Annotated in this window: 7 protein-coding genes and 1 pseudogene; 3 read left to right on the top strand and 5 right to left on the bottom strand. The window is 58.7% G+C overall.

Annotated elements, in window-relative coordinates:
- Positions 1-224 precede the first annotated feature (224 nt).
- Positions 225-2,687, bottom strand: coding sequence for a UvrD-helicase domain-containing protein (locus AC1RAC_RS02640; protein ID WP_492616110.1), 2,463 nt, complete (start codon positions 2,685-2,687; stop codon positions 225-227).
- Positions 2,688-2,904: 217 nt separating this feature from the next.
- On the opposite strand from AC1RAC_RS02640, the gene AC1RAC_RS02645 reads away from it, so the two are divergent.
- Complete coding sequence (locus tag AC1RAC_RS02645; protein ID WP_492616111.1) at positions 2,905-3,600, top strand: pirin family protein; 696 nt, start codon at positions 2,905-2,907, stop codon at positions 3,598-3,600.
- 72 nt (positions 3,601-3,672) lie between these two features.
- Here AC1RAC_RS02645 and pgm read toward each other — a convergent pair whose 3' ends face one another.
- The 4 genes and pseudogenes from pgm to AC1RAC_RS02665 all read right to left on the bottom strand — a co-directional run bounded on the left by pgm (position 3,673) and on the right by AC1RAC_RS02665 (position 10,170).
- Positions 3,673-5,316 carry a phosphoglucomutase (alpha-D-glucose-1,6-bisphosphate-dependent) gene (gene pgm / locus AC1RAC_RS02650; RefSeq protein WP_054922183.1) on the bottom strand — a complete coding sequence of 548 codons (1,644 nt, stop codon included), beginning with the start codon at positions 5,314-5,316 and terminating at the stop codon, positions 3,673-3,675.
- A gap of 260 nt (positions 5,317-5,576) precedes the next feature.
- Positions 5,577-6,980, bottom strand: a pseudogene (locus AC1RAC_RS02655) (aminotransferase-like domain-containing protein).
- Between the two features lie 36 nt (positions 6,981-7,016).
- Positions 7,017-8,441 carry a hypothetical protein gene (locus tag AC1RAC_RS02660; RefSeq protein ID WP_492616112.1) on the bottom strand — a complete coding sequence of 475 codons (1,425 nt, stop codon included), beginning with the start codon at positions 8,439-8,441 and terminating at the stop codon, positions 7,017-7,019.
- Positions 8,442-9,147: 706 nt separating this feature from the next.
- Entirely contained in the window at positions 9,148-10,170 is a 1,023-nt protein-coding gene (locus AC1RAC_RS02665) for a zinc-dependent alcohol dehydrogenase family protein (protein ID WP_032891964.1), read from the bottom strand.
- A 269-nt stretch (positions 10,171-10,439) separates the two neighbouring features.
- Here AC1RAC_RS02665 and AC1RAC_RS02670 point away from each other — a divergent pair, with 269 nt between their 5' ends.
- Positions 10,440-11,354, top strand: coding sequence for a LysR family transcriptional regulator (locus AC1RAC_RS02670; protein ID WP_014718389.1), 915 nt, complete (start codon positions 10,440-10,442; stop codon positions 11,352-11,354).
- 153 nt (positions 11,355-11,507) lie between these two features.
- Positions 11,508-12,776 carry a tyrosine-type recombinase/integrase gene (locus tag AC1RAC_RS02675; protein ID WP_492616113.1) on the top strand — a complete coding sequence of 423 codons (1,269 nt, stop codon included), beginning with the start codon at positions 11,508-11,510 and terminating at the stop codon, positions 12,774-12,776.
- Positions 12,777-12,819 lie beyond the last annotated feature (43 nt).

Genomic DNA, 12,819 nt, shown 5'->3' on the forward strand with positions numbered 1-12,819 from the left:
GAGGTGCCGAGTGGTGGGGCGAAGGCCTTTTGGTTACTTTTGGGCCTTTCCAAAAGTGACCCGCTGTAAGAGCGGAATCCTAAGTGGCCGTTACCGCAGGAATGGATATGTACACAATCCAATTGTGTTGACTGTCAGGCCGCCTTCGCAGGCAAGCCAGCTCCCACATTTTCGACCCCGTGTTGTCAGGTAGAGACGCGTCGGCGTCGGGCCTTCATCGAAGATCAGCCAGCCCCCTTCACTGCACGCTGATCATCAAAAAACACCTTCCTGCCATCCACCCGCTCAGACGCCCTGGGCACATTCACACCCTGGCCTTCCGGCTTTTCCACATACCAATAACAATGGCTGACCGCTCGAGTAATCCCCACATAGGCCAGTCGCAACACTTCGTCTCTCTGGGCATTGTCATAAGGCTCACTGTCGCCATCCCTACCCAAGCCCGCCATGCGATACACCTGGTTCTTGTACGGCGAGCTGGTGACATGCTGACAATCGCCCAGCAAAAATACCGCGTCCGCCTGCAGCCCCTTGGCACTGTGATACGTGAGCTGTTTCAACCTGCGCGCCTGAGGCGCCAAGCTAGAATCCACATTAACGACAGAATGAATATGCTCGTTAATCAATAACTTATCGCTACTTTTTCGATAAAGCATCAGGATCGAATCGCCCTGCTGATAATGCTCCAGCAACCGCTGCGCCAGTGCCGCGTCGTCACGTTCCAACACCGTGACGGGCACAAGCGCCTTGGGCTCGCCACTGGCCCTGGCCTTTTTGCCCGGGATGGCCGGCGCGCTACGGACGATATGTTCGGCAGCGTCGATGATGTGCTGGTGGCTACGGTAGTTCTCCCCCAGCATCACGCGGGTGGTGCTGGGCGAAACGAACTCCTTGTTGAACTCCATAAAGTACTTGGGCGAACTGCCACGCCAGCCGTAGATGGATTGCCAATCGTCCCCCACGCACAGCAACGATGAGCGTTGCGCACCTCGCCCGACGTGCATGGCCGGCCCGCGGCTGCGGATTTCCCGCAGGCTGGCGCGGATCCAGGACACGATCTGCGGCGATACGTCCTGGAATTCATCGATCATCAGGTGCGACATCGGCCGCAGCAACGGATCACTCAGCAGCTTGAGGTTCTCAGGGGTGTTTTCACCAAACAGGGAAAACATCCGGTTGTAGGTCATGATCGGCGGCGACTGCTCCAACAGGTGATCTTCCAGGGCCTTCCAGAAAATGCTCAGGGCCTCGAAGAACAGCCGGTCCGGGTCGTCCTTGGCGAAGCTCATCTGGCCAACCGCCGTAGGCACATCCAGGCCGAGGTTCTCGATAAACCCGGCCGCCATGACAAAACTGTCCAACAGGGGGGCTGAAGCGAGTTCACCTTTAACCTTGTAATCAAAGCCTGGCCCGGCCGTGGCATCGCCGCCCAGGCTGCTCAAAAGGCGCTTTGAAGATTCGTAATTATCCAGCCATATCAGTGGCTTATTACAGAAAGCTTGAAACAGGGTGCGTTTCACTGCCCATTCAGCGCGCACCGAGAGTTTCGAGTTCGGCCGACTGATCTGAGGGTTTTCGCGCCCATCGAACCCCAGCACCACCCAGGCATCCAACTCCCGGATGTAGCCGTGGCAATGAAATTGCGCGCCGTTGATTTCAAAGGTCTGGCGGCTGGGTTCGATGCCCTTGATCGGCCAGGCACCGGCGCGAAACCATAGGTCTTCGATCACATCACAGAGTTCTTCATCGCGCTTGGCCGCCAATTCAGTCACGGCCATGCGCTTTTGCACGTCCGGATGATCGCGTTCTAGCTCTTTGAGCTGGAGACCATGACGGGCCAAGGGGGCAATCAACTCGCGAAAACGCTGATGGCGACCATACAAGCGGTGATAACAAGCGTTCATCTGCTGCCGCTGGGCGTCACTGATACGCAGGTCGAAGGCGTTGCTGTCGGCGTCTTCAAAACCATCGCTGAGGTTCTCAAAAGCCTGCAGCCGTTCAAAGCCCGGCAGGCTGCGCACCATGGGCAGGATGCGCGAGTGAAAGGTGCGCACCACCGCCTGGGCTTCCTTGCTGCCAAGGGGTTGGCCCCACAGGCTGAGAATTTCCATGAGTTTGTTGATGAAGTCCTTGCGCGACTCGCGGGTGAACGTCACCACCGTCATCGAACTCAGTTCAAAGCCCAGGTAATGGCTGAGCAGCAGGATGCGCAGCACCAAGGACGTCGACTTGCCGGCGCCAGCACCCGCAATCACCGAGGTCGAGGGGGTGTCGCTGAAAATCATCTTCCATTGCGCCGCGCTTGGCTGCGCATGGGCTGGCAGCAGGCGCGCGACATCGGCCTTCATGCGCTTCTTCACCTCCGCGGTGAGCGGCAATCGCCAGTCGTCGAACAGGCTGTCATCTATGCTTGGTGCGCTGTGCTCATCAGGGCGAAAGTCACGAATCAGCAGGACTTGCCGGCCTTCCTCGATGCCATCAGCCTTACCCTCGCGGTAACCGTATTCAACGCCCGCCTCATGCCCACTGCGAAAACCGTCGGCCTGGCCATGTAACCAGGAAAACCTGTGCTGCGCGCGCAAACGGGTGAGGCCATGACCGAACAGGCGCGCGGCCAGCCGTTTCAACAGCGGCATTTCAGCCAAGGGGCGCAGTTCGGGGGGCAGATCAGGCTGTTGTTGCGACACGCGGACTCCTGCGGTGAGCTTGTTTTGACCAAGGCGCCATGGTCGCCGGAAACGCCGCTCAGTTCCAGCCAATTGCTTTGCTGTCATGCAGTTAGGCGATGAAGTGAAAGTGAACATCGGGAATAATCATCGAAAAAACGGATCATAAACCGGCATTTTTTACGCTTTTTATCGATCATGCGCTGCGGGATGATGGGCTCATCAACAGGAGACGATCATGCTTGAACTTCGACCTTTCACCAGCCTGGGCGGCGCCCACCATGGCTGGCTTGACGCTCATCACCACTTTTCCTTTGCCGAATACCACGACCCCCAGCGCATGCACTGGGGCAACCTGCGGGTGTGGAACGACGACATCATCGCCCCCGGCAGCGGCTTTCCCCAGCACTCACACCGCGACATGGAAATCATCACTTATGTGCGCGAAGGCGCCATCAGCCATGCCGACAACCTGGGCAACAAAGGCCGCACCGAAGCCGGAGATGTGCAGGTAATGAGCGCGGGCACCGGCATTGCCCACAGCGAATACAACCTGAAGGCCACGCCAACCAAAATCTTCCAGATCTGGATCATCCCCAATGAAGCCGGCTTGCCACCGTCCTGGGGCGCCAAACCGTTTCCGCAAGGCAACCGCGAGGGCTTTGTGACGCTGGCCAGCGGCAAGGCTGGCGATACTGAAAGCTTGCGGATTCGTGCGGATGCACGCTTGGTGGCAGCTAACCTGAAAGCTGGAGAAAGCGCGGAGTATCGGCTGGACAGCGGCCGCCGGGCATACCTGGTGCCCGCCACGGGCGTGATTGACGTCAATGGTGTGCGGGCACAGGCGCGAGACGGCGTGGCGGTTGAGGATGAACAGGTACTGCGGGTGACGGCGATTGAGGACAGCGAAATCGTGCTGGTGGACCTGGCCTGATCTCCACTCTTGTTGCTATCTAATGTGGGAGGGGGCCTGCTCCCTCCCACACTTCTACCGCATGAGTGTCAGTTATTGGCTGATTGCACCATCAACCAACACCTGAGCCTCTTCCACCAGTTGCTTGAGGTGTTCTTCGCCAATGAAGCTCTCGGCGTAGATCTTGTAGATGTCCTCCGTGCCCGAGGGCCGTGCGGCAAACCAGCCGTTTTCGGTCATGACTTTCAAACCGCCAATTGCCTGGTTGTTGCCCGGCGCATGGCTGAGGATCTGTTGAATGCTCTCCCCGGCCAATTGCGTGGACGTCACCTGCTCCGGTGACAGTTTGCCAAGCAGGGCTTTTTGCGCGGGAGTGGCCTTGGCATCCACGCGAATGGCGAAGGGCTCACCCAGGGCATCGGTCAAGCCACGGTAGATCTGGCTCGGGTCCTGGCCTTTGCGCGAGGTCATTTCCGCGGCCAGCAAGGCCGGGATCAGGCCGTCCTTGTCGGTGCTCCACACGCTGCCGTCCTTGCGCAGGAACGAGGCACCGGCGCTTTCTTCGCCGCCAAACCCCAACGAACCTTCAAACAAGCCATCGGCAAACCATTTGAAGCCCACCGGCACTTCGTACAGGCGACGGCCGATGCGCGCCGCGACGCGGTCGATAAGGCCGCTGCTGACCACGGTCTTGCCCACGGCCGCATCGGCACGCCAGTCCGGGCGGTTCTGGAACAGATAGTCGATGGACACCGCCAGGTAGTTGTTGGGCGCCAGCAAACCACCGGAAGGCGTGACGATGCCGTGGCGGTCGTGGTCCGGGTCGCAGGCGAAGGCAACGTCGAAACGCTCCTTGAGACCGATCAGGCTTTGCATGGCATAGCTGGAGGACGGGTCCATGCGAATCTGGCCGTCCCAGTCGACGCTCATGAAGCGAAAGGTGGCGTCGACCTCGGTATTCACCACCTCCAGGTTCAAACGGTAGTGCTCGGCAATCGCCGACCAGTAGCGCACCCCTGCTCCGCCCAGCGGATCCACGCCCAAGCGCAGGTCGGCGCTGCGGATCGCGTCCATGTCGATCACATTGATCAGGTCGGCCACATAGCTGTTGAGGTAGTCATGGCGATGGGTGGTGTCGGCCTTGAGCGCCTGGCCGTGAGTGATGCGCTTGACCCCGGCCAGCTTGTTGGCGAGCAGTTCGTTGGCCTTGGCTTCGATCCACTTGGTGACGTGAGTATCGGCTGGGCCACCGTTAGGCGGGTTGTACTTGTAGCCGCCACTTTGCGGCGGGTTGTGAGACGGTGTAATCACAATGCCGTCCGCCAGGCCGCTGGTACGGCCCCGGTTATAGCAGATGATGGCGTGGGAAATCGCCGGCGTCGGCGTGTACTCGTCGCCCTCGGCCAGCATGACGTGCACGCCGTTGGCCGCCAGTACTTCCAAGGCGCTGGCACCGGCTGGCGTCGACAATGCATGGGTATCCAAGCCGACAAACAAAGGGCCGGTAATGCCCTGAGCTTCGCGGTACAGGCAAATGGCCTGGCTGATAGCCAGCACATGCCACTCGTTGAAACTCAGTTCGAACGAACTGCCACGGTGCCCGGAGGTACCAAAAGCCACGCGCTGAGTGGAGATCGCTGCATCAGGCTGGCCGGTGTAATAGGCCGTGACCAGTCGCGGGATATCCACCAGCAACTGGGCTGGTGCCGGCTTGCCCGCAAAAGGACTGATAGTCATGCATAAACCTCGCAAAGAAGGATTCGGAAAAAATGACAGTTTACTGGGACTTGGACTACTGCGCGACGGTATCGATCCGACGGTCTGAAGAGAAATTTCATACGCTACATCCTGATCGGCTGTCAGGCCGCTATCGCAGGCAAGCCGGCTCACACATTGGATAGTTGTAGGAGCGAGCTTGCTCGCGAAAAACTCACAGGCGCCGCGTTTATTCAGGCAGCGCGCGTTATCGTTGACGTTTTTCGCGAGCAAGCTCGCTCCTACTCGGTCTGCGCCTGCAGGAGCGTCTGCGCCAGCGTATCCAGGGCGATGTCCAGGTTGGGATGGCCGCTGAAGGTATGGCTCAAGCGCATATGCTGGTGATGCAAACCACTGAGGCTGAACAGTTCGCCTGGGGCAATCACCACCTGCTGGGCGAGCATGCGCTGAAACACCAGGCGCATATCCACCGGCGCCGTCGACTGCAACCAAAAACTCGCCCCGGCCACGGGCATGCGGTAATGCACACACCCTTGCATACGCGCATCCAAGCGGTGACTCATGGCGTGCGCCTGCTCATGCAGGCGCTGGCGCAGCGTGTGAAGGTGCTGGTCGAACCGACCGCTTTCGTACAGCCGCGCAATGGCGCGTTGACGAATGGCGGACAGTCAAAACGAACGCAGCAAGAACTGGCGTTGCAATTCATTGCTCATCTGCCGCGCCAGCAGGTAACCAAAGGGCGCTTCCGGGCCCAAAACCTTTTCGAACGAAGAAAACACGATCAGCCGCTCTGGGTTGACCAGGCTGCGCAAGGCCGATCCGGGCGGCGCAAAGCTCAGGTCACCAAAGGTATCGTTCTCCAGCAACCAGCAGCCGTGCTGGTCGAGCAGACGCGCTACGTGCAGCCGCTCGGGGTCGGTCATGGCGTTACCCGAAGGCATGCTGACCACGGATGAGAGCAGCACGAGGTGCACTGGTTCATGACGCAGCAGGTGCTCCAATGTGGTCAAGTCCGGGCGGCCGTCGGCACGCCAGGGCCATTCAATGACCCGCACGCCAGCGGCCTGTAGCAGGCGCAAGACCAGGTAATCGCACGGCGATTCAACTACCACCACCGTGCCTTTAAGGTCCAGGGCATCAACGAGAATTTCCAGAACGCCCTGAAGGTCGGCACCGATATACACCTCATCAGCTTGCCAACAATGGGTGGGCGACGCGGTATAACGGGCTGCCAATGCAGCACGCAACTCCCACACGCCACAAGGTTGCGACGGTTGCAGATGATGGGGATACCGGCGCACCAGTTGGCGCTCCAGCGCCAGCAACGCGCCATCGAGGGACCCCAACAGCGCCGGTTCATCATTGCTGAGCACAACCATCGCCGGGCGCCGGGCGGCTGTATACAAGCGCTCGAGCAAGTCCGTACCCGCCATGATGGGCATGGTTGCGGCCACGGGCCAGGCGAAGTAGCCGGACTTGGCCACCGAGTACACTCGCCCTTCTTTTTCCAACAGCGAGTAAGCGTACTGAATCGTCGAGATTGACACGTTCAACCGCGTCGCCAACTGGCGCAGGGACGGTAGCTTGACCGGTGCTTCCCGGCTGACTTCATTGATCAGGTTGATCATGTAGCGATACACCGCCTGATAGGCAAAGTCTGCCTGTCGCTCTCCCCTCAGGTTCATCGCTGATCACCAGTTTCCATAGGTGAATACACGCGACTAGCGTCCCGACATTTGAGTGATACGAGCCTTGGACCGCTTGAAACGAGGTTCACATACACGCGCACTGCGTTTGCCCGGCAGCGGGCATTTGCGGTACAGGTGCTGCAACAACGGCAGCGACAACCCGCTGATATCCATCAGCCACTGGTGCAGCATGTCCGCGACGGGCTTGCCCTGCAGGGCCTTGTGGAGCTCGGGGAGCGCTACCAGCATGCCGGGATGGCATTGACGCAAGTAACCCTCCAGGCGTTCGCCATGCTGGACGAACGGCGCGAACACCAGGCAGGTCAATTGGCTTTCGTCCAGGCCAGAGAACGCCTGAGCACAAGCTGTAGACAACAGTTGGCCCTGCAGAGCACACGCTTCGGTGATCAACGCAACAGGTACCTGTCTTCGATGCAGGTAGTCCGCCGCCTGACGCAAGAACCCCTCGACGCCATGTTCGTAGGAGAGTTCGCGCAGGCACTGGGCCTGCAACCCATGCATATGCGCCATGAGTAAAGGGTTGGGGTAAGCAGGATGGCTGAAGTGGAACTCGAATGGGTCCCGCTTGTGGGCGAGGAATTGAGTGAGCAGTGGCGCTTGGGCAACGTCCACGTCGTCAAGCAGGTCGGCAATGCCGATATATGCCACATGACGGTGCCCGCCCCGGCCAGGACTCTCAGCGCCTGCGTAGTGCTCGCCATACAGGTGGCGGTAGCAACCGACACTCCATTCCTCCATGCGTGCAAACCATGCACTGAGCGACGACGGGTTAGCGGGTGCGAATGTCAGGCCGGTTGCCAAGGCGCTTTTTTTCAGCCACGCGATATATTGGCTTTGCTTGCGCACCGAGTCGCCGCTGACCAGAGCATGCACGCCGCCATTCCAGGTGGCGACCTGCTGGTAGAAATCGCCGAGGGCCAAAAAAGTGTCGTTGCACAGGGTGGCACGAATGTCGCCGGACGTCAGGTGCCCGATCATCAGCTTGTTGCGCCGGCTCACTTCACGCCCGGCACTGGCCGCAGGCCGTTGATGATTGAAGGGCAGCACTTCGTGGTTTTCCACCATCAACAGTTCCACCCGTGGGTCATCGTGGAAAAATAGCGCGCCGTAGCCGTGGTGCAGCGAATCGAGCGTGGCCTGAGTCATACCCGCGTGCCGCAACGTGGCCACACGCAAATGAAAAGTCTTGGGCGCGCGCCCAGCGATGGTCAGTTGCGCAGCGCGCAGCATCGCCAAGGTGTAGCTGCTGACTGCGCCGCCGCCGTGCCCGATCAGTACTTTGTAATTCCCCACTTGCTCCATGCCACCGGCGGCCACCACGATTCGCTGGATCAGCAATTGAAGCACCGTACGTTCAGCACGGGTAAAGTGCCCCACTAAACGTTGCAAAACTTGCTGGTAAACATAGCTCATGGCTTGTTCGTGAATAGTGCTCATCGTTCTACTACCTGAGTTGAAATATTAGTTTCGAGCAACTACCACACAGGAGCGCTCGACCTATTACACTTGTAGGCTTGTCATCCGTTGCGCAGCACGACATGGATTCAACATTAGCACTCTGCAACAAAAGTGCAGGTACAACCAAAAGAACAGTCGATGACTATCCCAGGACGTGAACCACGTAGCTGCGCGCCTTACAGCGCCAAAGACCGCCAGCCTTAGGAAGGCTCTGACAACGTCCTACACTGCTTTAACTAAGAAATTAGAGAAGCATCCGACAAATATTAATCATCCACTCATCCTGGCTTCTTGCAAAACGACGGGGTGCACACTTTGTACTTTTCGAAAAAAAAATCAGACCATCGTTAGTTCCGCAAGCGCGAGATGTTAATGCCCGGCATTCAATCATGGCTCAATCCTTGAGATGACAAAGAAGGCTCAATTATCGGCACTCAAACAATGATTAACAGATACAGAACAGCGTCGAAAAGCAGTTCAGATGGCCTGCCAACCCAACTTAAATGACGCCCACACAACAGCGCCGCACTGGGTTTCAGGGCGGCGGAGGGCAATAACGGTATTGTTTACGGGGCGCAGCGCCCGTGCGGCGGCTCAACCCCGATGCGGGTTAAGCCCTGTCAAATGGCGCATTTGCCTCATCAGCTCAGGCGCCGGAGTATTCATTTGCGAATACTCCTACAGCTCAAACAGCTTCAACCTGCAACGCCACCCGTTCGCGGCAAGGGCATTCATCCATGTATCGGTGCGCTTCGACGAACTGACTGAACGGAAATACCGTGGTTTTCAGTGGGACAAGCACACGGTCGGCTGTCAGCTGGTTGATATCGCGCAACGCACGCTGCAACGCCACCTGGTCCTGGATAATGCCCAGCTCCGGCTTGCCGGTGAAGTTGCCGATACAGTGCACAAAGAACTGAATGTTCTTCTGGAACGCCGCACAGGCCGGGAACGGCGTCTGGTTGCCACCTTGCAGGCCATACAGCACCAGGCTGCCACGCGGCGCCAGGACGTCACCGAGCAGCGACATCTGCGGGCCACCCAGGCCATCGAACACCACGTCGACGCCACGGTTGTCCGTGAACTTGTTGATCTGCATCAGCAGGTCCTGTTCTTCGGTAACGATGACCTTTTCCGCCCCGAGGGACAGCAGGTATTCACGTTCAGCACTGTCCTTGGTGGCGGCAATCACCCGCACACCCAGCGCCTTGCCCAACTGCACAAACGAAGGGCCGGCACAGTGGCTGGCGTCGGTCACCAGGGCAAACTGGCCCGGTTTGACCCGCGCCAGGTCCATATACGCAAAGTACGCGATGAGCAACGGCGTGTAATGCACGCTGGCTTCAATCGGGCTCAAGACATCCGGGTACCGGGTCAGGGCCGAACGGGGCAAGACGATCTGCTCGCCATACACCGGGTAATCATTGGGGCTCTCGGCCGGAAAACTGGCGACTTTATCGCCCACCGCCAAGTCATCCACGCCGTCGCCGAGGGCAACCACAACCCCGGCCATCTCATGGCCCAGGCCAGAAGGCAGGCGTGCATGAGAAGACGCCAGGTTCTGGCGCCACAGAATGTCGTACCAACTGATGCCGATCGCGTCGACACGCACCTGCACTTCGCCCGGTGCGGGCTGCGCGGCCGCATGCTCTTCGCATTTGAGCACCTCGGCCGGACCAAACTTGTGAAAACGGATCGTGCGGGACATCGCAAACCTCGTCAAAGTAACCTCTAATGCCATGAACTTTATCTGGGCTTTGGGGGTAAGACCACCGGTCACCATTAATAGTCGACATGCCTGTCATTGATTCCGCGAGCGAGGAACACACCTCAACTATCGTAGGAAAAATCAATTAGCCGGTGCAGAGTACCAGCCTTTCCCCGTAAGATTCATGCCGGTCATCCTTCTGAATCGAACCTCAGGGGGTTGCTACGTGACCGCTCACATCAAGTTTGCTGACTCTTCCAGGACACAAGATGAACCGTAACGACCTGCGTCGTGTCGACCTTAACCTCTTGATCGTATTCGAAACCTTGATGCATGAGCGCAGTGTGACCCGCGCCGCCGAGAAATTGTTCCTCGGCCAGCCGGCCATCAGCGCGGCGTTGTCACGCCTGCGCGGGTTGTTCGATGACCCTCTGTTCGTGCGCACCGGGCGCAGCATGGAACCCTCGGCCCGCGCCGTGGAAATCTTCGCCCTGCTCTCCCCGGCGCTGGACTCAATCTCCACCGCCGTCAGCCGCGCCGCCGAATTCGACCCGGCTACCAGCACCGCCGTGTTTCGCATTGGCCTTTCCGACGACGTCGAGTTCGCCTTGCTCCCACAGTTGCTCAAACGCCTGCGTTCCGAAGCCCCCGGCATTGTGCTGGTGGTACGCCGCGTCAATTACATCCTGATGCCCGGCCTGCTGGCCTCCGGTGAAATCTCCATTGGCGTCAGCTACACCGCCGACCTGCCCGCCAACGCCAAGCGCAAAGTACTGCGCCGCAGCCTGCCCAAACTGCTGCGCGCCGACAGCGTACCGGGCTCGCTGAGCCTGGATGACTTCTGCTCACGGCCCCACGCGCTCGTGTCCTTTGCCGGTGACTTGAGCGGGTTTATCGATGAAGAGCTGGAAAAACTCGGCCGCAAGCGCCACGTTGTGCTCGCGGTGCCACAGTTCAATGGCCTGGGCACGTTGCTGGCGGGTACGGACATTCTGGCCACCGTGCCGGATTATGCGGCGGAAGCGCTGACGTCAGCGGGTGGTTTGCGTGCCGAGGACCCGCCGTTGCCGGTGCGCTCGTTTGAGCTGCACATGGCGTGGCGGGGGTCGCAGGATAATGATCCGGGGGAGCGGTGGTTGAGGTCGCGGATTCAGATGTTTTTTGGGGACCCCGATAGCCTGTAACGGAATTCCACTAAATTCCATAAAACCTTTTAATAACAACAAGTTAATTGAAAATAACGTCCATGGCCGTCTGTCTAATTCCAATGGATTCCACGACCCATGGGGGCATAATTGGGGGCAAATTTCGGTTCCTTAAAAAGGATGCCCCCACAGATGCCCCCAGATAATGCGGTTGTTTTCAAACGAAAACTCAGCGATGCCTTGATCCGCTCACTGACCGAACCTGGCAAACACGCCGATGGCGAAGTTCCTGGCCTCTACTTGGAGGTGAGGGCGTCGAGTAAGGTCGGCAAATCCCCTTCCAAGGTTTGGCGATTGAAGTATCGGCTGCATGGGAAGGAAAACCGCTTCTCCATCGGCGCTTACCCCGACATAAGCCTCAAGGAGGCGCGCGACATTGCCCGCAGCGCACGCCGCGACGTGGCTAACCACACCGCTCCGCTCAAGGCCAAGACCGCCAAGATCGAGGCACAGTTGCTCAATGAAGAGCGCACCTTCGCTTACGTAGCCGAGCAATGGTTGGCATTCAAGTCTGCCGAATTGGTGACCAAATCCATCTCGGGCTTTACCGGAGCGCTGAACAACCACATCTTGCCTGCCATTGGCAAAAAAACGATCAGCGAGATCAAGTTGGAGCACATCACTACGATAATCACTGAGTTGCGCCGCCAGCGCATCATGGCCATGGCTCGGCGCGTGCGTACCATCATCCGTGCCGTTCTGGGCTTTGCCGAAGGTCGCGGCTGGGTGGAGCGCAACGTGGCGCTCAGTAACATCGAGGAGCTGAAAATTCGCCACGTCGTGACCAGCAACCCCGCGATCGAAAGACCTGCAGACCTGGGCAGGTTTCTTCTAAGGCTGGATGAATGCAACGACGGCAGCGTTGCCACCGCTATGCGTCTACTGGTGATGTTGCCGGTCCGCCCTGGCGAACTGGTGCAGATGCGCTGGGAAGACGTCGACTTGGTGGGCGCCGATTGGCGCTATGTCGTGAGTAAGACCAAGCATCTGGACAAGAGCAAGCACATCGTGCCGTTGCCAGAGCAAGCTCTGGTTCTGTTACGCGAGCTAAGTAAAACCCGTGTGGTGGATCAAGAAGGAAAAGGATGGGTGTTCGTCTCACCGGTCTATCCGGGTCGCTCCATCAATCCAACTTCTATGCTCAAGTCCTTTCAGCGTATTTGGCCGGAGTACGACATCACTGCCCACGGCTTTCGCGCTACCTACCGCACCATTGCCCACGAACACTTGGGTATTGACCCAATCGTGCTCGAACTGTCGTTATCACACCGCATGCCAGGTGCGCTGGGAGCTGTGTACGCGCGCGCTCAACTGTTAGTACAGCGCCGGGAGGCTGCTCAGCAATGGGCAAACTACTTAGACCAATTGCGGCAAAACGCAGCACGAGCGTTGGCGGATTGACGATTCAGCGAAAACAATCTAGGAGATTGGAGGGGGAAACGAG

It is taken from the genome of Pseudomonas sp. GW823-FHT02F05 (genome assembly GCF_058797315.1).

Bases quoted from the DNA above. Each gene is read 5' to 3' on its own strand.
- AC1RAC_RS02645 (WP_492616111.1), top strand. From the start codon at position 2,905: ATGCTTGAACTTCGACCTTTCACCAGCCTGGGCGGCGCCCACCATGGC.
- pgm (WP_054922183.1), bottom strand. From the start codon at position 5,316: ATGACTATCAGTCCTTTTGCGGGCAAGCCGGCACCAGCCCAGTTGCTG.
- AC1RAC_RS02660 (WP_492616112.1), bottom strand. From the start codon at position 8,441: ATGAGCACTATTCACGAACAAGCCATGAGCTATGTTTACCAGCAAGTT.
- AC1RAC_RS02665 (WP_032891964.1), bottom strand. From the start codon at position 10,170: ATGTCCCGCACGATCCGTTTTCACAAGTTTGGTCCGGCCGAGGTGCTC.
- AC1RAC_RS02670 (WP_014718389.1), top strand. From the start codon at position 10,440: ATGAACCGTAACGACCTGCGTCGTGTCGACCTTAACCTCTTGATCGTA.
- AC1RAC_RS02675 (WP_492616113.1), top strand. From the start codon at position 11,508: ATGCCCCCAGATAATGCGGTTGTTTTCAAACGAAAACTCAGCGATGCC.